Source organism: Mycobacterium sp. NPDC003323 (genome assembly GCF_053589535.1).
Window position 1 is genome coordinate 523,569 of sequence record NZ_JBSFSB010000001.1, and the last position, 24,717, is coordinate 548,285.

The window sequence follows — 24,717 nt, forward strand, 5'->3', positions numbered from 1 at the left end:
GCCACATCTGACGCCCACGCCGTTCGACGCGGTTCGGGCCGTCGCGATCCGAAGGTGAAGGAGACGAGTTCGATGATTTCGAAGCTCTTGGTGGCCAACCGCGGTGAGATCGCCATCCGCGCGTTCCGTGCCGCGACGGAGATGAACATCGCGACCGTCGCGGTCTATCCGTTCGAGGATCGCAACTCGCTGCACCGGCTCAAGGCCGATGAGTCCTATCAGATCGGTGACGAGGGCCATCCGGTGCGCGCGTACCTGTCGGTGGACGAGATCATCCGGGTGGCCAAGCATGCCGGGGCGGATGCGGTGTATCCGGGTTATGGCTTCCTGTCGGAGAACCCCGAGCTCGCCTCGGCGTGCGCGCGCGAGGGCATCACCTTTGTGGGGCCGTCGGCTGATGTGCTGGAGTTGACCGGTAACAAGGCGCGTGCCATCGCGGCGGCCAAGGAGGCGGGGCTGCCGGTGCTGGCGTCCTCGGAGCCGTCGGCCTCGGTGGACGACCTGGTGGCAGCGGCCGAATCGATGGAGTTCCCGCTGTTCGTCAAGGCGGTCTCCGGTGGCGGTGGGCGCGGTATGCGTCGGGTGGCCGACGCGTCGGGGCTGCGCGAAGCGGTCGAGGCGGCGTCCCGGGAGGCCGAGTCGGCCTTCGGGGATCCGATGGTCTACCTGGAGCAGGCCGTCATCAACCCGCGCCATATCGAGGTGCAGATCCTCGCCGACGGCGCGGGCAATGTGATCCACCTGTTCGAGCGGGACTGCAGTCTGCAGCGACGGCATCAGAAGGTCATCGAGCTGGCGCCGGCACCGAATCTGGATCCGGCGGTGCGCGAGCGGATCTGCGCGGATGCGGTGGCGCTGGCCCGGCACATCGATTACTTCTGCGCCGGCACCATCGAGTTCCTGCTGGATGAGCGCGGCCACCACGTCTTCATCGAGTGCAATCCGCGTATCCAGGTGGAGCACACGGTGACCGAGGAGATCACCGATGTGGATCTGGTGTCCTCGCAGCTGCGTATCGCGGCGGGGGAGACGCTGACCGATCTGGGCCTGAGCCAGGACGCACTGCAGATCCGTGGCGCGGCGATGCAGTGCCGCATCACCACCGAGGACCCGGCCAAGGGATTCCGGCCCGATACCGGGCGCATCACGGCCTACCGGTCGCCCGGTGGTGCGGGTATCCGGCTGGACGGTGGTACCCACACCGGTGCCGAGATCAGCGCGCACTTCGACTCCATGCTGGTCAAATTGACCTGTCGTGGAAGGGATTTCACGATGGCCGCGGCGCGTGCGCGGCGCGCGCTGGCCGAGTTCCGGGTGCGTGGCGTGTCGACGAACATCCCGTTCCTGCTCGCCGTGATCGATGATCCGGATTTCCGGGCCGGGCGGGTGACGACGTCGTTCATCGACGAGCGCCCACAGCTGCTGACCTCGCACACGCCGGCCGACCGTGGCACCAAGATCTTGAACTACCTGGCCGATGTGACGGTGAACAAGCCGCACGGGGAGCGCCCGTCGGCGGTGTACGCGCAGGACAAGCTGCCCCCGTGTGATCTGTCCGTGGCCCCGCCTGCGGGGTCCAAGCAGAAGCTCGTCGAACTCGGACCGCAGGGTTTTGCCCAGTGGCTCAAGGATTCTCCGGAATTGGGTGTCACCGATACCACCTTCCGCGATGCGCATCAGTCGCTGCTGGCCACCCGGGTGCGCTCCAACGGTCTGCTGCTGGTGGCGCCCTATATCGCGCGGCTGACCCCGCAGTTGCTGTCGGTGGAATGCTGGGGTGGCGCGACTTATGATGTGGCGCTGCGCTTCCTGAAGGAAGATCCGTGGGAGCGGCTGGCGGCGCTGCGGGAGGCGATGCCCAACATCTGTCTGCAGATGCTGCTGCGCGGGCGCAACACCGTGGGCTACACCCCCTACCCGGAACTGGTCACGAGCGCGTTCGTGGATGAGGCCACCGCCACCGGGGTCGACATCTTCCGGATCTTCGATGCGCTGAACAATGTGGAGTCGATGCGCCCGGCCATCGACGCCGTTCGCGCGACCGGCACCGCGGTGGCCGAGGTGGCGATGTCCTATACCGGGGACCTGTCCGATCCGGCCGAGGATCTCTACACCCTGGACTACTACCTGCGTCTGGCCGAGCAGATCGTGGCGGCCGGGGCCCATGTGTTGGCCATCAAGGACATGGCCGGGCTGCTGCGTCCGCAGGCCGCCACGCAACTCGTCTCGGCGTTGACCGAGCGGTTCGATCTGCCGGTGCACGTGCACACCCATGACACCCCGGGCGGGCAGCTGGCCACCTATCTGGCGGCCTGGAACGCCGGCGCCTCGGCCGTCGACGGAGCGTCGGCGCCGTTGGCGGGCACCACCAGCCAGCCCGCGCTGTCGGCGATCGTGGCCGCGACCGCGCACACCGAGTTCGACACCGGCCTGGAGCTGGCAGCGGTGTGCGATCTGGAGCCGTATTGGGAGGCGTTGCGTAAGGTCTACGCGCCGTTCGAGGCCGGGCTGCCATCCCCGACCGGGCGGGTGTACACCCATGAGATCCCCGGCGGGCAGTTGAGCAATCTGCGCACCCAGGCCGTGGCGTTGGGGCTGGGGGACCGGTTCGAGGATGTCGAGAACGCCTACGCCGGTGCCGATCGCGTGCTGGGCCGGCTGATCAAGGTCACCCCGTCGTCGAAGGTGGTCGGTGATCTGGCCTTGGCGCTCGTGGGTGCCGGGGTCGGTGCCGAGGAGTTCGCCGCCGACCCGGACCGCTACGACATCCCCGACAGCGTCATCGGATTCCTGCGCGGTGAGCTCGGCGACCCGGCCGGCGGCTGGCCGGAACCGTTGCGCAGCAAGGCCTTGCAGGGCCGCGGCGCGGCCAAGCCGGAGACGCAGCTGTCCGGCGAGGACGAGGCGGCGCTGGCCCAGCCCGGCGTCAAGCGTCAGGCGGTGCTCAACCGGCTGCTGTTCCCGGGCCCCACCAAGGAGTTCGAGGCCCACCGCGACCAGTACGGCGACACCTCCATGCTCAGCGCCAACCAGTTCTTCTACGGCCTGCGCCAGGGCGAGGAACACCGCGTGCAACTCGAACCCGGGGTGGAGTTGCTGATCGGGCTGGAAGCGGTGTCCGAGGCCGACGAACGCGGGATGCGCACCGTGCTGGCCATTCTCAACGGTCAGTTGCGCCCGGTCCTGGTGCGCGACCGCAGCATTGCCAGCGATGTCGCGGCCGCCGAGAAGGCCGACAAGTCCAACCCGGACCACATCGCCGCGCCGTTCGCCGGTGTGGTCACCGTCGGGGTGGCCGCCGGGGACACCGTGCAGGCCGGACAGACCGTCGCCACCATCGAAGCCATGAAGATGGAGGCCGCCATCACCGCCCCCAAGGCCGGCACTGTGGCCCGCATCGCGGTCACCGGCACCGCCCAGGTCGAGGGCGGCGACCTCCTGGTGGTCGTCAGCTGACCCGCATCATCTCCGGCTCGCACGGCGGGCGTCGAATCTCGGTGCCCGCCAGTGGGACTCGTCCCACCACCGACCGGGTGCGCGAGTCGTTGTTCAACGTGCTGGCAGCCCGGATGGAGTTCGGCGGGATCGCGGTGCTGGACCTGTACGCCGGTTCGGGTGCGCTCGGCCTGGAGGCGTTGTCGCGCGGTGCTGCCTCGGCGCTGTTCGTGGAAGCCGACCGTCGCGCGGCCTCGGTGATCGAGGCGAACATCGCCGATCTCGGCATCCGCGGTGCAACGGTGCGCCGGGCCCCGGTCGACAAGGTTGTGCAATCATCCGGGCGCGCGGTCGATCTGGTGTTCGCCGATCCGCCGTACGAGGTGAGCACCGTCGCCGTCGAGGGTGTGCTGACGGCGCTGCGCGCCAACGGGTGGGTGCGCGACGGTGCTGTCGCGGTGATCGAGCGCCCGGTCGGCGCCGCCGCACTGACCTGGCCGGCAGGCTGGGACGCCGATGACGAACGTCGCTACGGTGACACCCGACTGGAGTTCGGCGTCATCGCGTAGCGTCTTGCCCTGTGAGCGAAGCGTGCGAGCGAACCGTTGATCGGGAATATGGCCTTCGAGCCTGCGAGGCGGCCGCATGAGTGGCGCCGTATGTCCCGGATCCTTCGACCCCGTCACGCTCGGCCACGTCGACATCTTCGAACGGGCCGCGGCCCAGTTCGACGAGGTGATCGTGGCGGTGCTGGTGAACCCCAACAAGAAGGGGATGTTCAGCGCCGAGGAACGCATCGAGCTGATCCGGGCGTCGACGGGCCACCTGCCCAATCTGCGGGTGGAATCCGGTTCCGGTCTGGTGGTCGACTTCGTCAAGGAGCGCGGACTGACCGCGATCGTGAAGGGGCTGCGCTCGGGGACCGATTTCGAGTACGAGTTGCAGATGGCGCAGATGAACAAGCATGTGGCCGACGTGGACACCTTTTTTGTGGCGACCACCCCGCGGTACTCGTTCGTGTCGTCATCGTTGGCCAAGGAGGTCGCCACGCTCGGTGGCGATGTCAGCGATCTGCTGCCCGAACCGGTCAACGCGCGTCTCAAGGAGAAGCTCAAGGGCTGATCGTCAGCCGATTCCCAGCCACTGATCGCGACACACCGGCCCGCAAAGCCGAGTCACAGGCGTAACACCAGGCACACTGGTCACTAACAACTACGCCTGGAGGGTGCTGCCGTGTACCGAGTTTTTGAGGCCCTTGACGAACTCAGCGCGATCGTCGAAGAGGCGCGTGGTGTCCCGATGACGGCCGGCTGCATGGTGCCCCGTGGCGATGTCCTGGAACTGCTAGACGACATCAAGGACGCCATCCCGGGTGAACTCGACGACGCCCAGGACGTGCTCGACGCCCGCGACGGGATGCTCAACGAGGCGCGCGAACACTCCCAGTCGATGGTCGCCACGGCGACCGCCGAGGCCGATTCGCTGGTCAACCACGCCCGTGGCGAGGCGGATCGGCTGCTCGCCGACGCCAAGGCCCAGGCCGATCGCATGGTGGCCGAGGCGCGTTCGCACAGCGACCGCATGGTCAACGAGGCGCGTGAGGAGGCCGGCCGGATCGTGTCGACCGCCAAGCGCGAGTACGAGGCCACCACCGGCCGGGCCAAGTCCGAGGCCGATCGGTTGATCGAGAACGGCAACCTGTCCTACGAGAAGGCCGTCCAGGAGGGCATCAAGGAGCAGCAGCGCCTGGTGTCGCAGACCGAGATCGTGCAGACCGCGACCGCCGAGGCCACCCGTCTGGTCGACACCGCCCACGCCGAGGCCGACCGGCTGCGCGGCGAATGCGATATCTACGTCGACAGCAAGCTCGCCGAGTTCGAGGACTACCTCAACGGCACGCTGCGTTCGGTGAGCCGGGGCCGCCACCAGCTGCGCACCGCGGCCGGCACCCACGACTACGCCACGCGGTAGTCCACCACCCCCACCCCACCCTCCCGAACCCAACTACCGCCCAAACGAACAAACGGGCGGCGAAGTGCGGGTGGTTCACGCCATTTCGTCAGTCTCGGCGCGCACAGGCGGTGGCCATTAAAACGGTCTCAGAGTTGGCCGTGCCGCGGCGGTTTGGTGCCCGACAGGGTGTAGCGGCCGATGTGCTGCAGCTTCCACCGCGTCGCGTCGTGCAGGGTGTGCGTACGGGCATCGCGCCAGTACCGGGCCAGGTTCGCCGCGCCGCCCGCGCTCCGCGTGCCACCGAGCTCGAACAGCGTGCTCGACGCCTCCAGGGACGCCCGAGTGGCAGCCACCTTGGCGGTGGCGACGGCGATGGACGCCGCTGCCGCGCTGTCCTCGGTCAGGTCCTGCGCTGCCGCATCCACCGCGCGGGCGGCCTCGGCCAACAACGCCTGGGCACCGCGCACGGTCACGGTCAACTCGCCGGCGATGTGCGCGACGGTCGGATCGTCGGCCGCGACATCGACACCGGCCTCGAAATGCGGGCGCGCCTTGCCGGCTTGACGGACACCCTCGGTCAGGGCCGCGGTCGCGATCCCGACATCAATCGCGGTGTGCAGCAGTTGGGCGCGTGCCCCAAAGGTGCTGGGTCGGCTGAAGATCGGGGTGAACGGCACCACCTGCGCCGTCGGCACCCGTACCGTGTCGAGGATCACGGTGCCCGATGCAGTGGTGCGCTGACCCATGCCGTCCCAGTCGTCGACCACTCGTAGACCATCGGTGTCGGCGGGGATGAACGCCAACGCCTTCGGGGTCGACGACGTCGGTGTCTGCCCGGCCGCCCCCGGCAGGGATGCCCGCACGACGATCCAGTCGGCGAACAAGGCGCCGGTCGAGTAGTACTTGCGGCCCTGCAGCACGTAGTTCTCACCGTCGCGGCTCAGCGTGGTGGCATCGACGTCGATGGGGTGTGGTCCGCGTTCGGACTGAGCATTGGCCAGAAGGGCTCCGCTGCGAATCTTCTCGTAGAAGAAGGACTTCTGCGCCGCGGTGCCCTGCAGGCGCAGCGCCTCCACGAATGCGTAGTGTGAGTGCGGGATCTGTGCCAGCGACGGGTCTCCGTGGGCCAACAGGCGGAACACCTCGGCCAGCACCGTCGCCGGCGCGGCGATGCCGCCGTACTCCGCCGGCACCGACAACGCCAGCAGTCCAGAATCCTTCAGGCGCTGCACGTATGCGTGGGGTAGCGCGCGTTCGGCATCGCGGATCGCCGCGTCTTCGGCGAACGCGGCGGACAATTCGGCGGCGATCGTCAGCGCCCGCGCGGTGTCCGCGATCCGAAGGTCCTCGGTACGTGCGGTCACCGGGCGGCACCGACGAACGGAATCGATACGCTGGGAGCCTCATTCGAGCCGGCGTTGAACAGTCCCCGTCGGCGCAACAGTGGCACCACGCCTTCGCCGAACCAGTACAGCTCCTCCAGGTGGGGGTATCCGGAAAAGATGAACTCATCGATGCCGACGGCCGCGTACTCGGCGATGCGCTCGGCCACCTCGGTATGGCTGCCCACCAGGGCCGTGCCGGCCCCACCACGCACCAGGCCGACACCCGACCACAGGTTCGGAGCGATCTCCAGACTTCTTGCGTCACTCCAGGTTCCATTGGCGCGGCTGGCCTCGTGCAGCGCCAGCATGCGTCTCTGCCCCTCGGATTGACTGCGGGACAGACCGGCCTGTGCCGCGGCGACGGTCTCGTCATCCAGCGCGGCGACGAACTTCTCGGCCTGCGCCCACGCCTCGTCGGAGGTGTCGCGGGATATGGTGTGCAACCGGATCCCGAAGCGCAGTTTGCGACCCTGCTGATCGCCGAGTGCACGAATCCAGGCGATCTTCTCGGCCACCGCGGCCGGCGGCTCACCCCACGTCAGATACACGTCGGCATGACGGGCGGCAACCGGGCCCGCGGCCTGGGAACTGCCGCCGAAGTACAGCGGCGGAATCGGGTTGGGCGGCACCGCAAGGGCGGCCTCTTCGACATCGATGTAGCTGCCCCGGCGGGTGACGGTTTCACCGGCCCACAGGCGGCGCACCACATCCAGGAACTCGTCGGCGCGGTGATAGCGGGCGTCCTTGTCGAGGTGGTCACCGAAGGCGCGCTGTTCGTGCGCCTCGCCGCCGACGACCACGTTGAGCAGGATGCGTCCGGGTGCGTGGCGGGCGAAGGTCGCCGCCATCTGGGCCGACAGGGTGGGACTGATCAGTCCCGGGCGAAACGCCACCAGGAACGCCAGCGACGTGGTCTCACGCGCCAGCAATGAGGCGGTGATGAACGCGTCCTCGCACCATGCCCCCGTCGGGATCAGCGCGCCGGTGAAGTCGAAACGTTCGGCGGCCCGCACGATCGAGGCCAGGTAGTCGATGCTCGCGTCCCGGTCGCCGCCCGCCGCGCCGGCCGGCGTGCCGTGCCCGCCGCCGACGATCAGTCGGCTGTCGCCGTAGGTGGGCAGAAACCAGTGCAGTTTCACGGTCACAGATATCGTCCTTCGGCTGCCGGTTGTCCTGGTGGCGTCGAGTATCGGCCGCCGATGGCGGCGTGGAAGACGACGTGCCCGCGCACACCGGCGCGCCGCCCATCTCACCTGCCGCAAGTCGTCCGGAGACTTAAAAATCTCGCTGATCTGGTGGTCCGGGTCACGGGTATGGCCGTCAACTAGAATTGCGGACATGGCCGCCAAGAGTCCCCTTGCGATCGACATCTCGCGCCTGGGTCGTCGGCCGGGCTCGATGATGGAGGTGCACGAGACGGTGCCGGCACCGTCTCGCATCGGCCTGGAGATGATCCGCATCGAGCAGGGGGCTCCACTGGACCTCGATCTGCGCATCGAATCGGTGTCCGAAGGGGCGCTGGTCACGGGCACCGTGTCTGCGCCCACCACCGGTGAGTGCGTGCGCTGCCTGGAGCCGATCACCGGCGATGTCAGCATCGACCTGACCGAACTGTTCGCCTACCCGGGCAGTGCCACCGAAGAGACGACCGAGGAAGACGAGGTCGGCCACGTCGTGGACGACCGGGTGGACATCGAGCAGGCCGTCGTCGATGCGGTCGGGCTGGCGTTGCCGTTCACCCCGCTGTGCGGTGAGAATTGCGCCGGGTTGTGCCCGGACTGCGGCATCGTGCTCGCCCAGGCCGAACCGGGTCACCAGCACGAGAAGATCGACCCCCGTTGGGCCAAGCTCGCTGCGCTGCGCGACCAGGTCGGAGACCGCGGTGACAACTGAGCACGAAGCGCTGATCGAGGCGCTGGGTGTGCCGCTGCCCGCAGACCTGCTCACCATCGCCCTGACCCACCGCAGCTACTCCTATGAGAACGGTGGGCTGCCCACCAACGAACGTCTGGAATTCCTCGGTGACGCCGTGCTCGGGCTGACCATCACCGAGGAGCTCTACCACCGCCATCCCGACCGTGCCGAAGGTGATCTGGCCAAACTGCGTGCCAGCATCGTCAACACCCAAGCGCTGGCCGATGTGGGCCGCAAGCTCGGCCTGGGCGGACATCTGTTGCTGGGCAAGGGCGAAGAGAGCTCCGGTGGCGCCGACAAGTCCAGCATTCTTGCCGACGGCGTCGAATCCCTCTTGGGTGCAATCTATCTCGAATGCGGCAACGTCACGGCGCGCGAAGCCATCCTGCGGTTGTTCGGTGAATTGCTCGACACCGCACCGACATTGGGCGCCGGTCTGGACTGGAAGTCCAGCCTGCAGGAGCTCACCGTCGCACGCGGCCTCGGACCGCCGTCCTATACCGTGACGGCTCAGGGGCCGGACCACCACAAGGAATTCACCGCGGTGGTGATCGTTGCCGACCGCGAGTACGGCCGCGGCGTGGGGCGCACCAAGAAGGAGGCCGAACTCAAGGCGGCCGCCGCGGCGTGGAGCGCGCTGGACGCGTCGGGAACCGACGGTGCCGGAGCTTCCTGAGGTCGAGGTGGTGCGTCGCGGTCTGGACGCACACGTGCTCGGCCGCACCATCGCCGATGTGCAGGTGCTGCATCCGCGCGCCGCGCGCCGGCACCTGGCCGGCTCGCTGGACCTCACGGCACGGCTGCGCGGCACCCAGATCACCGGCACCGGCCGACGCGGCAAGTACCTTTGGCTGACGGTGAGCAGCGGCGAGGCGATCGTCGTGCACCTGGGAATGAGCGGGCAGATGCTCATCGGCGAGGTGCCCAACCCGACACACCTGCGTATCGCGACCGTCTTCGCCGACGGCACCTCGATGAACTTCGTCGACCAACGCACCTTCGGTGGCTGGATGCTCGCCGATCTGGTGACCATCGACGGCACCGACATCCCCGAACCCGTATCGCACATCGCCCGTGACCCGCTGGATCCCGCGTTCGACCGCGACGGCGTCGTCACGGTGTTGCGGCGCAAGCATTCCGAGATCAAACGACAGCTGCTCGACCAGACGGTGGTATCGGGCATCGGCAACATCTACGCCGACGAGGCGTTGTGGCGCGCCAAGATCAACGGCGCGCGCATGGCCTCGTCGTTGACCCGTCGCCAGCTGGCCGAGGTGCTGGACGCCGCGGCCGACGTGATGACCGGTGCGCTGGGGCAGGGTGGGACGTCGTTCGACTCGCTGTATGTCAATGTCAACGGCGAGTCAGGCTATTTCGACCGGTCACTGGAGGCCTACGGGCGCGTCGACGAGCCCTGTCGGCGCTGCGGCGCGGCCATGCAGCGGGACAAGTTCATGAACCGCTCGTCGTTCTATTGCCCGAAATGCCAACCGCGACCGCGTATCCGCCGCCGCACTACTTCTGGCTGAACTCCACCGCAGCGGACATGCAGACCTTCCACTCGCCGTTCTCCTTGCGGAAGTAGGCGGTCTCGAACGGTCCGCCGGAGTCCATGGTGGCGGACGCGACCTCGCCCTTGATCTGGATGTTGGTCGCGGACAGCTCGGTCGGCGCCGCCCCCTGCGGGATCTCGATGCCCTCCAGGATCTGACCGAGTTCACTCAGGGCACTGAACATTCCGGCCTCGGCGGCGCAGAAGTACTGACCGAGGTCGGAGAAGCTGCCGGTATTGCCGGCTGCGCTGAAGTCCTCGACGAGCTGCTTGATCTCTGCCTCGTCGCCCGAGATCACGATCTCGTCGCCGTTGCGCAACAGGAACACTCCACCGACCACCAACGCGGCCACCAGCAGCAGGCTCAACGCACCGCCGACGATCCAGAGCGCGCGGTTGCTCTTCTTGGGCGGCTGCGGGGCATAGGGATACGGGTAGCCGGCCGGCGGGACGCCGTATCCGTACGGCTGGGCACCGTAGACCGGGTACTCCGGGTACTCGTAGGCCTGCGGCTGCTGCTGGTGGGGATCCCACGGCCCCGGCTGCTGCGGGGGATATTGCGTCACTGCGATGGCTCCTCAGCTGGTGTCTTCCAACACTAACTCGCCGGGCAACCACCACGGCGTCCGTACACTCGCCCCCGGACGCCAGTCGGATACCAGGAGGTCGGGCGAAGGATGACGGAACTGTGGGTCGAGCGCACGGGCGTGCGCCGCTACGTCGGGCGCAGCACCCGTGGTGCCGAGGTGTTGGTCGGTTCCGAGGACGTCGAGGGCGTGTTCACCCCGGGCGAGCTGCTCAAGATCGCGTTGGCCGCCTGCAGCGGGATGAGCAGTGACCACCCGCTGCGCACCCGCCTCGGTGACGACTATCAGGCCACCATCAAGGTCTCCGGTGCCGCCGACCGGGAACGCGAGGTCTACCCGCACCTGGAGGAGCGCCTCGAGGTGGACCTGTCCAGCCTGACCGACGAGGAACGGGCCCGGCTGCTGACCATCGTGCGGCGCTCCATCGACAAGGTCTGCACCGTCGGGAACACCCTGAAGGCCGGGACCGAGGTGACGCTGGCGGTGACCGATGTCGGCAAGTCCTGACGTTCGGCTCAGCGCCTGGGTGCACGGCCACGTGCAGGGCGTCGGCTTCCGCTGGTGGACCCGGGCGCGGGCGCTCGAACTGGGCCTGACCGGCTACGCCTCCAACCGTCCCGACGGACGCGTACACGTCGTGGCGCAGGGGCCGCGGGCCGCTTGTGAGCGTCTGCTGGAGCTGCTGAAGTCCGGCACGACGCCCGGAAGTGTGGACAACGTGGTTGTCGACTGGTCCGAGGCGGGCGACCCGATCGCGGGCTTCAGCGAGCGTTAACCCCCGCGACGGTAGGGTTTCACGTCATGCATCTCAAGAGTCTGACGCTGAAGGGCTTCAAGTCCTTCGCCGCGCCGACGACTCTGCGTTTCGAACCGGGCATCACCTGCGTCGTCGGGCCCAACGGGTCCGGAAAATCCAATGTCGTCGACGCCCTGACCTGGGTGATGGGCGAGCAGGGTGCCAAAACGCTGCGCGGCGGCAAGATGGAGGACGTCATCTTCGCCGGGACGTCCTCGCGCGCCCCGCTGGGCCGCGCCGAGGTGACGCTGACCATCGACAACTCCGACAACGCGCTGCCCATCGAGTACTCCGAGGTGTCGATCACCCGCCGGATGTTCCGCGACGGCGCCGGCGAGTACGAGATCAACGGCAGCAGCTGCCGGCTGATGGATGTGCAGGAGCTGCTCAGTGACTCCGGTATCGGCCGGGAGATGCACGTCATCGTCGGTCAGGGCAAGCTCTCGGAAATCCTGGAGTCCCGTCCCGAGGACCGTCGCGCCTTCATCGAAGAGGCCGCCGGCGTGCTCAAGCACCGCAAGCGCAAAGAGAAGGCGGTCCGCAAGCTCGATTCGATGCAGGCCAACCTGGCCCGCTTGACCGATCTGACCACCGAGCTGCGCCGTCAGCTCAAGCCGCTGGGCCGTCAGGCCGAGATGGCCCGGCGTGCCCAGACCATCCAGGCCGATCTGCGCGACGCCCGGCTCCGGTTGGCCGCCGACGACCTGCTGCGCCGCCAGACCGAGTTCAACGACACCAACCAGGCCGAGACGACGCTGCGTCGCGAGCACGACGAGGCCACCGGGCGGTTGGAGATCGCCGGCGCCGAGCTGGAGGCCCACGAATCGGCGGTCGCCGAGCTGACCGAGCGGGCCGAGGCGGCCCAGCAGACCTGGTTCCGGTTGTCGGCGTTGGCCGAACGGGTCAGTGCGACGGTTCGGATTGCCACCGAACGCACCCAGCTGCTCGAGGTCGAACCGGAGACCGGTTCCGGGCGCGATCCCGACGCGCTGGAGGCCGAGGCCGACGAGGTCGCCGAGCACGAGATGGAGTTGCTCGGTGAATTGGAGGCCGCGCGCGTGGCCCTGGAGGATGCCCGGGCCGAACTCGCCGAGCGGGAGAACTTGGCCGCCGAGGCCGAGCGCGCGCACCGGGCGGCAGCGCGGGCCGAGGCCGACCGTCGCGAGGGCCTGGCCCGGCTGGCCGGGAAGGTCGACACGCTGCGCGCCCGCGTCGAATCCACCGATGACGGGATCGCCACACTGACCACCCGCATCGAGGAGGCGGCCGCGCGTGTGCAGCACGCCCAGGCCGAGTTCGAGACGGTGCAGGCCCGCGTCGGCGAACTCGACGAGGGCGAGGTGGGCCTGGACGATCAGCATGACCGGTCGGTGACCGCGCTACGGGTCGCCGATGAGCGGGTGGCCGAGCTTCAGGCCGCCGAACGCAGCGCCGAGCGTTCCGCGGTGTCGCTGCAGGCGCGCATCGATGCGCTGTCGGTCGGGTTGGAGCGCAAGGACGGCGCCACCTGGTTGGCCGAAAATCATACCGAGACAGGGCTTTTCGGGTCTGTGGCGAAACTGGTGCGGGTGCGGCCGGGCTACGAGGTGGCGGTGGCGACCGTGCTGGGACCGGCCGCCGACGCGCTGGCCGCCGAGAACGTCGGCGCCGCCCGGGCCGCGGTCGCCGCGCTCAAGGAGGCCGACGGTGGCCGCGCGGCAATCCTGTTGGGAGACTGGCCGATTCACGACGTCCGCAGCGGCGAGGTCCTGCCCGATGGCGGTCAGTGGGCCGTCGATCTGGTCGAGGCGCCCGAGCGGCTGCGCGGTGCAGTCACCGCGCTGCTGTCCGGCGTTGCCGTGATGGCCGATCTGTCCGCGGCGCTCGACCTGGTGGCGGCGCGTCCGCATCTTCGGGTCGCCACTGCCGACGGTGATCTCGTCGGCGCGGGCTGGGTCAGCGGTGGTTCGGACCGCAAGGTGTCCACGCTGGAGATCGCCTCGGAGATCGAGAAGGCCAAGACCGAGCTGGAACTGGCCGAACGTCAGGCCGCCGAACTGGCCGCGGCGTTGGCCGGTGCGAAGGAAGAACAGGCGGCCCGACAGGATGCCGCCGAGCAGGCGCTGGCCGCGCTGAACGAATCCGACGCCGCGATCTCGTCGATCTACGAGCAGTTGGGCCGGCTGGGCCAGGAGTCGCGAAACGCCGACGCCGAATGGCAGCGGCTACTCAAGCAGCGCGACGAGTTGGAGACCGGTCGCGTCGCCACCGTCGAGGAGCTGACGGAGCTGGAGTCTCGGCTGCACAACGCGCAGCAGGCGCCGATGTTCGAGGTCGACGACACCGAGGACCGGCACGAATTCACCATGGCCGCCGAGGCGGCCCGGGCCACCGAGGTGGAGGCCCGGCTGGCCGTGCGCACCGCCGAGGAACGCGCCAATGCCGTACGCGGGCGCGCGGATTCGCTGCGACGCGCGGCTGCCGCCGAACGCGAGGCCCGGCTGCGGGCGGCGCGGGCGCGGGAGGCGCGTGAGCACGCCGCGACAGTGGCGGCCGCTGTCGCCGATGGGGGCCGGATGGTGGCCGCCCGGTTGGCGTCGGCGGTGGCTGCGGCTTCGCGCACCCGCGACCGATTGGCCGTCGAGCGGGGGCAGCGGGCCGAGGCACTGAACCGGGCGCGCACCGAGGTCACCGAACTGAGCGCGCGGATCACCGCGCTGACCGATTCGCTGCACCGCGATGAGGTCGCCAAAGCCCAAGCGGCGCTGCGCATCGAGCAGTTGGAGCAGCAGGCGCTGGAACAGTTCGGGCTGGCCGCGGCGGACCTGATCGCCGAATACGGTCCGGATGTGCCGCTGCCGCCAACCGACCTGGAGATGGCCGAGTACGAGCAGGCGCGCGAGCGCGGTGAGCAGGTCACCGCGCCGGCGCCGATGCCGTTCGACCGGCCCACCCAGGAGCGGCGAGCCAAGAAGGCCGAGCGCGAGCTGTCCGAACTGGGCAGGGTGAATCCGCTGGCGCTGGAGGAGTTCGCGGCGCTGGAGGAGCGGTACAACTTCCTGTCCACCCAGTTGGAGGATGTGAAGGCCGCGCGCAAGGATCTGCTCGATGTCATCGCCGAGGTCGACGAGCGCATCCTGAAGGTGTTCGCCGACGCGTACACCGATGTGGAACGAGAGTTCACGCAGGTTTTCGCGTCGCTGTTCCCCGGCGGTGAGGGCAGGCTGCTGCTGACCAATCCCGAAGATCTGCTGACCACGGGCATCGAGGTGGAGGCGCGGCCACCGGGCAAGAAGGTGAAGCGCTTGTCCTTGCTGTCCGGTGGTGAGAAGTCGCTGACCGCGGTGGCGATGCTGGTGGCGATCTTCCGGGCGCGGCCGTCGCCGTTCTACATCATGGACGAGGTCGAAGCGGCGTTGGACGACGTGAACCTGCGCCGCCTGCTGGGGTTGTTCGAGCAACTGCGAGAGAAGTCGCAGCTGATCGTGATCACTCATCAAAAGCCGACGATGGAGATCGCCGACGCGCTGTACGGGGTGACCATGCAGGGTGACGGCATCACGCAGGTGATCTCGCAGCGCATGCGCGGGCAGGATCTGGTCGGGGCCGGCTGATTTTGGTGCGATTCGGGGGTGGCGGCCTCCGGTAGGGTCTTTGGGGTTGGAGGGGGCCCGATGGAACCGTTGAAGGTGGACGCCGAACTGCTCCAGGCTGCAGGGGAGCGGCTGTTGAGCGCGGCACAGGGATTGCCGGGGGAGTTGGAGCCGTTCACGGTCGCCGCAGGTCCCGACGAACTGTCGCAAACCCTGGCCATGGAGATTCCGAAGGCGGAGAACCCGATCATCGAGGGTCTGCCGCCGATGAAGCGGAACGCGATCAGCACCGCGGAGTCCGTCGTCGAGGCCGCCAGGCGCTATGCGCAGACCGACGCTCTGTTGCGGAGCAGGATCGAAAAGGCGACGCCCCCGCCTGCGGGTGGGTCGCCGGCTTCTGGCGGTGGAGCACCGGCTTCTGGTGGTGGAGTGCCGGCCTCGGGAGGCGCTCCTGCCGGCGGTGGGGGCGCCATCCCTGCCGGTGGTGCGCCTGCGGCCCCTGCCGCCTCGGGTGTCCCGGCCGCTGCAGCCGGTGCCGGCGGGATGGGCGGCATGTTGGGGATGCCGATGCAGATGGCCCAGCAGGCCGGCCAGATTCCGCAGCAGGTCGCGGGCATGGCAGGGTCGCTGCCGCAGTCGGTGATGCAGGGTGCGCAACAGGTCGGTGAGCAGGTCACACAGCTGGTTGAGCAGGTCACGGAATCCGCGAAAGCGGATGACACGGGGCCTGCGGCCGATGGTTCCGGGGAGCGCGCTCCAGTCGACGAGGCGCAACCGGGGTCTCAGCGGGATTCGACGATCAACCTGTAGTTGCTTGTTGCGTCGGATTCCAGCCGACAAAGCGTCTCGAAACGTAGTACTACCCGCAGTACCGGCCGGAAGTGATACTGCCGGTAGTACCAACCGGTCAGCTCACCATCGCGGAAAGTGCGTCCGAAGTGAGGACGCTGACGTGCTGCCAGTAGATCCAGTCGGTGATCGCCGCGCGCTGCAGGTCCGGATCCAACGCGGTGTGCGCTCTGTGCAGCGCGACGGCCTGCAGATGGTCGGCGTAGGCAACCATGGCTTTGAGGTGTGCGCCGGCGCGGTCGGGGTTGGCGCTGAGTAGTGGTTTGCAGACTTCGAGCAGCAGGTTGATGCGGTTGTTCGGTGGTGGGGTGTTGTCTGCGGGTGCGGGTGGGAGGAGTTCGGCCAGTCCGGTGGGTCCGATGGCGGCGAGTTTGGTGGCGACGTCGGGGGCGATGACTTCGAGTCGGTTGCGGCCCTGCATTTTTCCGTTGTCGGGCATGTCTTCGGGGGTGAGGATGTCGCGGGCGGCGCCGAGGTCGAATCCTTTGAGGTTTTCTTCTTTGCCGACGACGGCTTGCAGGGTGGCGTTGTGGTGGCGTGCCCATTCCTGGACGGCGAGTAGGGGATAGGTGGCCCAGGTGCCGCGGGTGTGGGCGGGGATGGATTCGTCGGCCGTGACCATCTTGACCTGTGGTGGCAGGAAGACGTGTTCGGGGATGTAGGCCAGGCCGTAGTTGTTGGCGGCCAGGATGTGGCCGTCGCCGGTGACGGCGGTGATCCAGAACAGGCTGGGGTCGGTGATGTCGACGTTGAGCGCGGCGGCGATGTGGCGGGCGAGTTGGCGCGGGTTGTTTCCCTGGCGGCGTAGGGCTCCGGCTGTCGCGGCTGCGGCGATGGCGTCGCGCTCGGCGCGGGCCGCGGAGATGGGTACGGGGGCGGCTGCCGCGCCTGCGGCGGCTTGGTTGGTCGATGCCGGGGCCACCGCGGGGCCGACGGGTCCGCCGGCTGCAGGGGGTACGGGTGCGGCCGGTGCCGGGGTGGAGGGAGGGGCCAGCGGCATCGCCGGCGCGCCGGCCGGCGGGGGTGTGGCGGGCGCCGGCGCGGCGGTCGGGGCGTGGGGTGCGGCTGCGCCGCTGGTGTGGTTGGCCGCGGCCGCCGGTGAGGTGGACCCGGAGGTGTCCGGCGGCTGGTAGACCGGCGGAGCCGGAGCCGGGGCTGCTGCGGGCGCCGGGGAGCCCAGCGGTGTTTGGGACAGCGGTGTCTGGGTTGAGGCGGCGGCTTTGGTGACCTCGTTGAAGCCTTTCTGGAAGTCTTGTTGCGGCGTGTTGACCGGAGCCGCACCGGAATTGGTGTTGTTGCCGGCGGATGCAGCAGGGGCTTGGGAACCGCCGCTGGAGCCGCTGCCCGAGGAGCCCAGGCCGCCGCTTCCGGACGAGGCTGAGCCGCCGCCGGAGCCGAGGCTGGGGGCGGTGGGGGAGCCTTTGGGGCCGGTGGGGATGGGGGGTGAGGGCTGGCTGTTCACCGGGGCAGAGGGACTGGTAAATGGGCCCTCCGTGTAGGGTCCCCGCGGAGGCTGCGGTGGCGGCGACGTTGGAGTGCTGACATCTCCCCTATGCGATGTCGATTGCGGAGGCGGTGCCACAGGCGCTGGACTCTGCGCTTGGGACGGCGTAGTCGTGGTGGAGGGGTCGCCCTGATCTGAACTAACTTGTCGAGGCGGTGCGGTCTCCTCCGACGATTCCGTGTTTGAAGCAGTCGGAGTAGAGGGATCATTTCGACTCTGACTGGTATAGCGAGGTGCCGGCGCCGTGCCATGCGAAACCGGCGATGCTGCAAAATTCGACGTATTCGAAGAGGGGGCGTTTGTCGACGGCATATCTTCTCGCAACAGATCACCGTCCGCGGAACCGGGCCGGGTTAAAGATTCGACGGCAGCTTCGATCTGATCATCGGAGATGCTCAAGTTCGAAAATGGAACCGATCCAGCAGCAGATGTGACGTCGTCGATGTTGGCATTGTTTGTTGCCGCAACAATCGCGTCGATTCGGTCCTGCCGTATTTCGGGGCGAAGGTTTGTCAGTTCGAGTTTGGCTATCTCGCCCTGCGCTGACAGGACGCGATTAAAAATCGTAAGCTTCGTGGTGAAAGTAATCGCGTAGGCATAGTTAAGCCAACATATCGCCTTAACAAGTGAGATTTGTGCAGACTGCATTTCGGAAGCCCGACTCTGGCTTGCGACGGTTCCAGCGGAGGCACCCGATCCTGACCACACGCCTCCGCTCGCTAGTTCTGTATGTTCGCGGAGCCAAGACTCCGAACTGGTGGTAAGAGATTTCAACAACTGGGTTAGCGCTGCGCTTCGGTCAACCAATGATTGTTCGTCTAAGTCGGGCCATCCGCCATTAGCGAGCATCTCACTGGCATAATTACCGCTAGGCCGAGGAAATCCCATTAGCTGCTACTCGCGAATGTGCACCCGTCGAATATTGCAAACCCAATCGAGGAAGCGGCACTCGACAAGTAACTATCCGCCGTCGTGTATGTAGGCAACGCTCTACCAAATGCCCTCCAATATTGTGCTGCCAACGAGGAAAAGTCATTGAAAATTGTGTCGCCCGATGCTTGGCCGATTTGTTCTAGCTCTTGAGCAAGAATCTCCATCTCAGCCGAAGTTTGTTTCATCGACGCTTGCTGCTCGGGTGTCCACTGCGTCGCCGGCAAGTTCGCATCCAGCGCGTACCATGGAGCTGCAGCAGTTTCAAATCGCTCGATAGCCTCTTTGAACGTAGGACACTGATCATTCGGCGAAGAGTCCATAAAAATTCTCGGATTGGCGATATTGATGTCGGAGTTGGGCGAAATTGGCTCTGGGGCGGACTCGACGAGAGCTCCCCATGTCGCGGCTGACTGATTATTTATGGCGCTACAGATCCATACAATTGCGCTAGAGATCGCACCTGCCGTTTTAGCGAGTTCATGATCGGCGGGCTTGTAGTCGCTAATGCTGTCTGCGTATGCGCGCCAGTATGCGATCGTTTGCAAGTACAATTCGCGCATAGCTCGGTGCGGCGTCAGTTTCGCTAGTTCCACGGTCTGATCCGCAGCGCTTCGCATCGCATCGGCAACTTCGTTGTACTGGTTTCGCTCGCTGTCAGTCCATGACGACGTGGGCTTCGTAAAATCGCTGGTATTCCAACCTTTTTTCTGAGTAGCAGAGATTGCATCGAATATCGCGCGCGAGGGCGCGCACGACGGATCCTCAGTAATGACGCTTACAGGCGCAGCATCGCTTGCACTGGCTATGTCCTCGGTTGTCGGCAAATCTCCGATGGAGGATGGCACTTCTGGTCCGTCGCGTGTAACGAGCAGTGTTGCGCCAACCGAGACAGCGATAACTAGCAGAACTGCAATACCAACTAAGAGAAACTTTAAGCCGTTGTTCTTGGGCGGTGGAGGCCCCCAGCCCTGCGACGGAGGCCAACTGCCGTGGCCATACTGCGGTTGACCATGGCCATACGGCGGTTGAGGTCCGGGCTGCGATGGACCCCAATTGCCGGGCGGTGGGGGATTCGTCACCGGCGCCACCTTTGAGAATTGCGCGCCACCACGAAGCCACCCCCATTGCTATCGAGCACCATAAGCAGATGCTAGCCATCCGTGCGCAACTGTCAGTTTAAGCGACCGCTCCACCCGTCTAGTGCACTTCTTGCACTGCGGCAACGTCGTCTCATGTTGGTTGGTCAAGGCCGCCGATGAGGTGGCTCCTAGGCAGTGTCAGGGGTCGGTACGCGCTGCCGGGTAGGGCTGCCGCGGTTACCGGCGCGCCGGGCGAAATCTGACAAGTAGGCGTTTGTGGAGCTTGCCGTCTTGGTGACCTGCTTTGCGACTTGGTCCGCACAAGCAGTTCAGCGGCTAGTGCATGATCTACCGTTGTTCCGACTGCGAATGGGGCGCCGTGCTAGTGAGTTGCTATTAGTTAGCGTGACCGGGCCATCCGGGAACGGCTTGGCCAGGCGCCGGCGGTTCGCTTCTGAGTCCACTCATCAGGTTCCGCCGAACTTCGGGTGCATCAGGCATCGCTGCTTCACAGCGTTCTTGGTACTGGGACGCAATGTCGACGAACCGATCATTTGGTCCCCAGAAAGTAGTGCTAGAACCGGTCACGGACCAATCGCCGAAAACATCATCGATTGGCGCAGGCAGCGGCCCCTCTTGCGGGCTCATCGGCGTCGTAGGCGCGGTCGACCCGGCAGAACGATCGCGCTGTGCTAGTTCGACTAGTCGCACCCCGACACCAGGATTGTCGATAGGAACGGTGGTACCCAGTTCCTCGTTGAAGACCACCGATGCAAACTTGCCGGGTTGAGTGCTACTAGGCACGAAGCGTGCATAGTCGCCAGAGCACAAGACGGCGCGGTACCCGTTGTCGGTCGGTGTCAGTTCGAGGACGTGAAGCGGCTGATATCCGAACTGCGGCCGCGCGTCCTCTGGGCGCGACAGGGCGCCGTCGCCGAGTGGGCGGACCCTGATGAGCTGCCATAGAAAGTGTTCCGACTCCGTGGACTCGTTTTCCGGTGTAGCACGGTCAAATCCAAGGTATGAGTTGGCAGCATTGAAAGTGTAATTAACGATCGAGTAAGACTCTACATAGGCCCGAACTACGCTGGCCGGCGGTGACGTCAAATCTATAGTGGGATCCGCACTCCAGTGGAAACGGAAGTCGTCTAGCAGCGCTGGCCAGTTCGAACCATCGCGCTCTGCGGGCTCGTCAGGAGTCTGGGCCGTCTCGTCGTTCGGGGCGCCGCATGCGGCCAGCAGGCATGCGGCGACCCCAAACGAGGCCAATCGAAATGACGTCAGTGACATCACTTCTGAGGCTCCGCATTGGCTATCGCGCCAGTGTATGTCTCCCAATACGATTGAATGAGCGACTCGGCGGCTGGTACGTCGTGGATGTAACTACCTAAGTTGTCTTGGAAGTCATAGAACGCATCTGTGTCTTGCGAGGGCGCAATCAGGTCGCCGCCTATGAGTAGACCTTTTAATTCTTCGCGCAACTGCGGATTCCCCACCCCGGCAGGTATCAGCGATTCGGCCATCTGCATCTGGACAACTTGCATGTCGCGCGTCGCGACGCCCGTTACACCGGGCGCAACGCTGTCGGGGCTGATGAAGAATTCTTTCATGAATCCGCCCACTGATGCCGCGGGGCCTGCACCGGGGACAAGTCCGGTGACCAACATGGCTCCGTCATAGGCCTTAGAGCGCAAGGTGTAAGCCTCCTTCCTTGCTGTCTCGGTGTCCTGTGCGGCGTTATAGCGTTCGTCATAGGCTCCCAAGTCAAGGGCGGCCTGGAGACGCCCTGCGGCGATCATCCTCGAGTGTGATTCGCCGGCTTCAGAGTCCACGATTGATGCCGCAGATCCCTCGAAGTATTTGTTCATGTGGTCGTGGACACCTCCCATTGCGATCTCGCTAGCGGTGCGTGGAGCGTTGACGTCTATTGGAGCATCGTTAATCGGCGGGTGATCGGAGTACATCACACTCAACAGATCACGAGTATGTGTGGGCGCCAAGCCGTCTTTGGCGAGATCCAGCGGTGGGAAACCGCCGTTACTGTCGCCGTTGCTCGGGCCGACCATGTCATCCCAGTACGGAGAGAATGCTCGTGCCATGTCCCGGGTCAGTTCGGGATTAACTTCACCAAGGCTTTGATTGTCGGCGCCAGGCAAGTTCAGAAGTCGATCATTGTTATCGCTGGTGTACTCGGCGAGAGCGTGAGCTGTCGCAGCTGCGCGGCCAGATGAATCTTCAGCGGCGGCGCCATCGATCCAGTCGAGTAGACCTCCTGCGGCTAATCCGTCGTCTTGCCACTGGTGTTCGGTGATGTCGTCGAGGAACGCTTTTCCTTCTGGTGTCAGGAAGGTGCTGCGGCCGTCGGGATTGACAGCGGGCGTATCTGACGCAAACGCATCGTGGATCACCATCTCGTCTTTGTTCACGGCATTGAACATGTTCTGCAATGTGGGATCGACATTCTCGTGATGCCAGCGAACGGGGTCGCTTAGCGGGCCGAAGCCAGGGCCCTCTGCCTGAGGAATGGGACGCTGATTAGCTATGTCGAGCATCTCTTGGCTCTTCGTCAGCAGCCCTGCATCGAGGGCAGTCCCTTGTTGGAGATCCCGGTTTCCGCTCTGAATGATGTCCGCAAGCTCATTGAACCCTTGGGTCGGCTGTAGTGGTCCGGTTGGCTCGGGAGGCACTATCCACCGGCCATCTTCGAACACCCCAGTCGACATTGGCTGTGTCATTGCCGGACCGTCGAGCACTGATTGGATACCGTCAGGAAGTGCGTACTTTCCTCCGCTGGAGGGGTTTTCGATTGAGGGTGGGTCGGTGGGTGGCAGTCCCGTCGTGATGTTCGGATTCGAGGCAATCTGAAATGCATCGGCGACTTGCCCTCCGGGAGGGCCGGCTTTGTCCATGATTGCTTTTATTTCGGCCGGGGTCTTATCGCCGAACGCCCGAGAGAAGCCCTGCAAGTACGACATTTGCTCAGGTGGAAGTTGAAGATTGCCGTTATCGAGCGCGGATTGCTGCTCGGGCGTGAGAGTGGTGTTGTCTTCGAGGCGCTGCTGCTGCTCTGGGGTCAGCTGACCATCCTGCATGGCTTCCGCGTCTGATGCGCCAGTCTCAGAAGCTGAGGTAATTTCCTCCAACTTCTCCTCGTGGTTCACCAACTGAACCTCGTCGTCGCGCTTATCCTCGCTGTCCTCCTTGCCGGCCCCACCGAACTTCTGATCCTGCAACGCATCCCACTCGTTTCCGAGTTTGGTGATGTTGCCCGCGACGCGGTTCAGTTCGGTGTTGGAGTCGCTCACAATCCCGGACAGATCGCCGAGACCCTTCTGCACGATGGGCAGCAGGAGCTGTTCGCGGTTCTTGCCCGGCGGCACCGAGGCCGCGGCGTCGACGACCCACTGGCGCAGGGTGTCCAGGTTCTGTCGGCCGGTGGCGACCACGTTGGCCGACTCATTCACGTGGGCGGCCAGCCGCCTGTCCAGGGCGGCCAGCTCTCCCAACACCCGGGCGTGCTCGGTGTTCACCGCGCCGTAGGCATTGGCCGCCGTCCCGGTCCACAGCGACCCCGGGGCGGCGGTCTGCACCGTGGACTGCATTTGCTCCAGCTGTGCGCTCTGATCGAACTGCTCGCCGGTCTGCGGAACACCCGAACCAAAGGTCTGTCGAGCCTTGTCCCACGTCGACAAGAAGCCTTCGAGCGCACCCACCGGAACGTCCACCCCCTCTATCCGGGCTCAAGTCTATTTGCGGGACGATGCCAGAACGCGCACCAATTTGGATACAGATGCGTCGGCCGGTGACGCGACCGGGGCGCATCAGAACGGCAAAAATGACAAAACCTCACCTCGATCCGGGTAGCGTCCCCGAGGTGGAGCTGACCCTGCAACGCATCGGCGCCTGGTGCGGAACCATCATGATCCTGCTCTACGGCGCCAGCTTTTCCGGTATCGCCCAACTGTTCCCACCATTGTCACCGGCCGCCTCGGCCGACGAGATCTCGGCCTTCTTCGTCGAGCACAAACTCTGGATCCGCTTCGGCGTCTCCGGTGCGCTGCTCAGCGCGGTCCTCGCCCTGCCCTTCCTCGCGACGATCATCCTGCGCATCCGACGCGTCGAAGGCCAGTTCGGCATGCTCTCGATGACCCAGTTGATGGCCGCCACCGTCTTCGTCCCCGCGCTTTTGTTTCCGCAGTTCTTTCTCGGCGTGGCCGCCTTCCGCCCCGAGGAGCGCTCCGCCGAACTCACCCAGGCCCTCAACGACGTGTTCTGGCTGTGGTTCATCGGCATCGTCGGCACCATCATCATCCAGAACCTGACCCTGGCCGGCGCGGCGTTCGTCGACAGGGCCAACCCGCCGACTTTCCCGCGCTGGTACGGCTACCTCAACCTGTGGGTCGCCACCCTGTCGCTGCCGGGTTGCGTCGTCGTCGTCTTCAACGACGGCCCGCTGGCCTGGGACGGCATCTTCGCGTTCTACATCCCAGGCCTGGTCCTGGTGGTGTGGCTGTTCAGCACCACCGCGGTGCTGCTGAACTCCATCAAGGCCGAACAACACGCCCTCGTTCCCGCGTGACGGCGACCGCGGCACGCCCGCAAGAAAGACGGATCCCCGGCGAGAGCGGCACCTGGGTCTTCCTGTTCGGCGACATGCTGGTCTTCGGCGCGTTCTTCGTGACGTTCCTCGTCGAGCGCGCCAAGGCACCCGAGGTCTTCGACACCGCCCGCACCACCCTGCACATCGGCGTCGGCGTCCTCAATACGCTTGTGCTGCTGACCAGTTCGCTGTGCGTGGTGCTGACCCTCAACGCGCTGCGCGCCGGCCGCCGCCAGCTGGCCACCAGAGCCACCGCCGCGGCCATGCTGTTCGGTCTGCTGTTCATCGCTCTGAAGGTCTACGAGTACGTCTCGCTGGCCACCGCAGGACACGGTCCGGGCGCCAACGACTTCTACCTGTATTACTTCATCCTCACCGGCTTGCACCTGTTCCACGTCTGCCTGGGCCTGGGTGCGTTGACGTTCGTCCTGAGCCAGACCCGTCGGCCCGAGCTCAGCGACACCCGCACCGCCCTGGTCGAGGGCGGCGCGTGTTTCTGGCATCTGGTCGACCTGCTGTGGATCTTCCTGTTCGCGCTGCTGTACCTGGTGAGTTGAA

The 24,717-nt window shown here is 66.0% G+C and carries 19 protein-coding genes; 13 read left to right on the top strand and 6 right to left on the bottom strand.

What is annotated here, in order from left to right; all coding sequences use genetic code 11:
- Nucleotides 1-72: 72 nt before the first annotated feature.
- The 4 genes from ACWDUN_RS02250 to sepIVA all read left to right on the top strand — a co-directional run bounded on the left by ACWDUN_RS02250 (nt 73) and on the right by sepIVA (nt 5,406).
- Nucleotides 73-3,456: a pyruvate carboxylase gene (locus tag ACWDUN_RS02250; RefSeq protein WP_449923995.1), complete on the top strand. Its 3,384-nt coding sequence runs from the start codon at nt 73-75 to the stop codon at nt 3,454-3,456.
- Nucleotides 3,453-4,004: a 16S rRNA (guanine(966)-N(2))-methyltransferase RsmD gene (rsmD, locus tag ACWDUN_RS02255; RefSeq protein ID WP_449926168.1), complete on the top strand. Its 552-nt coding sequence runs from the start codon at nt 3,453-3,455 to the stop codon at nt 4,002-4,004. The genes ACWDUN_RS02250 and rsmD overlap by 4 nt, the downstream gene beginning before the upstream one ends.
- 76 nt (nt 4,005-4,080) lie before the next feature.
- A complete protein-coding gene (gene coaD, locus ACWDUN_RS02260) occupies nt 4,081-4,557 on the top strand; it encodes a pantetheine-phosphate adenylyltransferase (RefSeq protein WP_449923998.1) in 477 nt (158 codons plus the stop codon).
- A 111-nt stretch (nt 4,558-4,668) separates the two neighbouring features.
- A complete protein-coding gene (gene sepIVA, locus ACWDUN_RS02265; protein ID WP_449924001.1) occupies nt 4,669-5,406 on the top strand; it encodes a cell division protein SepIVA in 738 nt (245 codons plus the stop codon).
- A 128-nt stretch (nt 5,407-5,534) separates the two neighbouring features.
- On the opposite strand, the gene ACWDUN_RS02270 is transcribed toward sepIVA, so the two are convergent.
- Nucleotides 5,535-6,752, bottom strand: coding sequence for an SfnB family sulfur acquisition oxidoreductase (locus tag ACWDUN_RS02270; protein WP_449924004.1), 1,218 nt, complete (start codon nt 6,750-6,752; stop codon nt 5,535-5,537).
- Entirely contained in the window at nt 6,749-7,918 is a 1,170-nt protein-coding gene (locus ACWDUN_RS02275; RefSeq protein WP_449924007.1) for an LLM class flavin-dependent oxidoreductase, read from the bottom strand. The genes ACWDUN_RS02270 and ACWDUN_RS02275 overlap by 4 nt, the downstream gene beginning before the upstream one ends.
- 193 nt (nt 7,919-8,111) lie before the next feature.
- Here ACWDUN_RS02275 and ACWDUN_RS02280 point away from each other — a divergent pair, with 193 nt between their 5' ends.
- From ACWDUN_RS02280 to mutM, 3 genes are read left to right on the top strand one after another with little or no spacing between them, the layout of a single operon-like run.
- A complete protein-coding gene (locus ACWDUN_RS02280) occupies nt 8,112-8,666 on the top strand; it encodes a YceD family protein (protein ID WP_449924009.1) in 555 nt (184 codons plus the stop codon).
- Nucleotides 8,656-9,363 (top strand): ribonuclease III, encoded by a 708-nt coding sequence (gene rnc / locus ACWDUN_RS02285; protein ID WP_449924012.1) that lies wholly within the window; start codon nt 8,656-8,658, stop codon nt 9,361-9,363. The genes ACWDUN_RS02280 and rnc overlap by 11 nt, the downstream gene beginning before the upstream one ends.
- Nucleotides 9,347-10,216 carry a bifunctional DNA-formamidopyrimidine glycosylase/DNA-(apurinic or apyrimidinic site) lyase gene (gene mutM, locus ACWDUN_RS02290; RefSeq protein WP_449924014.1) on the top strand — a complete coding sequence of 290 codons (870 nt, stop codon included), beginning with the start codon at nt 9,347-9,349 and terminating at the stop codon, nt 10,214-10,216. Before rnc ends, mutM begins: the two co-directional genes overlap by 17 nt.
- Here the strand turns inward: mutM and ACWDUN_RS02295 are convergent.
- On the bottom strand, nt 10,203-10,805 hold the full coding sequence (locus tag ACWDUN_RS02295) for an Rv0361 family membrane protein (protein ID WP_449924016.1): 603 nt from the start codon (nt 10,803-10,805) through the stop codon (nt 10,203-10,205). The two genes, mutM and ACWDUN_RS02295, sit on opposite strands and share 14 nt — an antisense overlap.
- 111 nt (nt 10,806-10,916) lie before the next feature.
- On the opposite strand from ACWDUN_RS02295, the gene ACWDUN_RS02300 reads away from it, so the two are divergent.
- The 4 genes from ACWDUN_RS02300 to ACWDUN_RS02315 are packed head-to-tail and all read left to right on the top strand — an operon-like array spanning nt 10,917 to nt 16,004.
- Nucleotides 10,917-11,333, top strand: coding sequence for an OsmC family protein (locus tag ACWDUN_RS02300; protein WP_449924019.1), 417 nt, complete (start codon nt 10,917-10,919; stop codon nt 11,331-11,333).
- On the top strand, nt 11,317-11,601 hold the full coding sequence (locus ACWDUN_RS02305; RefSeq protein WP_449924022.1) for an acylphosphatase: 285 nt from the start codon (nt 11,317-11,319) through the stop codon (nt 11,599-11,601). The genes ACWDUN_RS02300 and ACWDUN_RS02305 overlap by 17 nt, the downstream gene beginning before the upstream one ends.
- 26 nt (nt 11,602-11,627) lie before the next feature.
- A complete protein-coding gene (smc, locus tag ACWDUN_RS02310) occupies nt 11,628-15,215 on the top strand; it encodes a chromosome segregation protein SMC (RefSeq protein ID WP_449924025.1) in 3,588 nt (1,195 codons plus the stop codon).
- A 60-nt stretch (nt 15,216-15,275) separates the two neighbouring features.
- Nucleotides 15,276-16,004 (top strand): hypothetical protein, encoded by a 729-nt coding sequence (locus tag ACWDUN_RS02315; RefSeq protein ID WP_449924028.1) that lies wholly within the window; start codon nt 15,276-15,278, stop codon nt 16,002-16,004.
- Between the two features lie 97 nt (nt 16,005-16,101).
- On the opposite strand, the gene ACWDUN_RS02320 is transcribed toward ACWDUN_RS02315, so the two are convergent.
- From ACWDUN_RS02320 to ACWDUN_RS02330, 3 genes are all read right to left on the bottom strand, one after another.
- The gene (locus ACWDUN_RS02320) at nt 16,102-17,505 is read right to left on the bottom strand and encodes a hypothetical protein (protein WP_449924031.1); all 1,404 of its coding nucleotides are present in this window, start codon (nt 17,503-17,505) and stop codon (nt 16,102-16,104) included.
- Between the two features lie 929 nt (nt 17,506-18,434).
- Entirely contained in the window at nt 18,435-19,325 is an 891-nt protein-coding gene (locus ACWDUN_RS02325; protein WP_449924033.1) for a hypothetical protein, read from the bottom strand.
- A 1,523-nt stretch (nt 19,326-20,848) separates the two neighbouring features.
- Nucleotides 20,849-23,272, bottom strand: coding sequence for a TPR repeat region-containing protein (locus ACWDUN_RS02330; protein ID WP_449924036.1), 2,424 nt, complete (start codon nt 23,270-23,272; stop codon nt 20,849-20,851).
- A 206-nt stretch (nt 23,273-23,478) separates the two neighbouring features.
- On the opposite strand from ACWDUN_RS02330, the gene ACWDUN_RS02335 reads away from it, so the two are divergent.
- Nucleotides 23,479-24,138 (top strand): hypothetical protein, encoded by a 660-nt coding sequence (locus ACWDUN_RS02335; protein WP_449926171.1) that lies wholly within the window; start codon nt 23,479-23,481, stop codon nt 24,136-24,138.
- Nucleotides 24,135-24,716 carry a cytochrome c oxidase subunit 3 family protein gene (locus ACWDUN_RS02340; protein ID WP_449924039.1) on the top strand — a complete coding sequence of 194 codons (582 nt, stop codon included), beginning with the start codon at nt 24,135-24,137 and terminating at the stop codon, nt 24,714-24,716. Before ACWDUN_RS02335 ends, ACWDUN_RS02340 begins: the two co-directional genes overlap by 4 nt.
- Nucleotide 24,717: the final 1 nt, after the last annotated feature.

What these genes read in the sequence shown, in the direction of transcription:
- ACWDUN_RS02250 (WP_449923995.1), top strand. Translation starts at nt 73, where the DNA reads ATGATTTCGAAGCTCTTGGTGGCCAACCGCGGTGAGATCGCCATCCGC.
- ACWDUN_RS02300 (WP_449924019.1), top strand. Translation starts at nt 10,917, where the DNA reads ATGACGGAACTGTGGGTCGAGCGCACGGGCGTGCGCCGCTACGTCGGG.
- ACWDUN_RS02305 (WP_449924022.1), top strand. Translation starts at nt 11,317, where the DNA reads ATGTCGGCAAGTCCTGACGTTCGGCTCAGCGCCTGGGTGCACGGCCAC.
- ACWDUN_RS02335 (WP_449926171.1), top strand. Translation starts at nt 23,479, where the DNA reads ATGATCCTGCTCTACGGCGCCAGCTTTTCCGGTATCGCCCAACTGTTC.
- ACWDUN_RS02315 (WP_449924028.1), top strand. Translation starts at nt 15,276, where the DNA reads ATGGAACCGTTGAAGGTGGACGCCGAACTGCTCCAGGCTGCAGGGGAG.
- smc (WP_449924025.1), top strand. Translation starts at nt 11,628, where the DNA reads ATGCATCTCAAGAGTCTGACGCTGAAGGGCTTCAAGTCCTTCGCCGCG.
- ACWDUN_RS02280 (WP_449924009.1), top strand. Translation starts at nt 8,112, where the DNA reads ATGGCCGCCAAGAGTCCCCTTGCGATCGACATCTCGCGCCTGGGTCGT.
- coaD (WP_449923998.1), top strand. Translation starts at nt 4,081, where the DNA reads ATGAGTGGCGCCGTATGTCCCGGATCCTTCGACCCCGTCACGCTCGGC.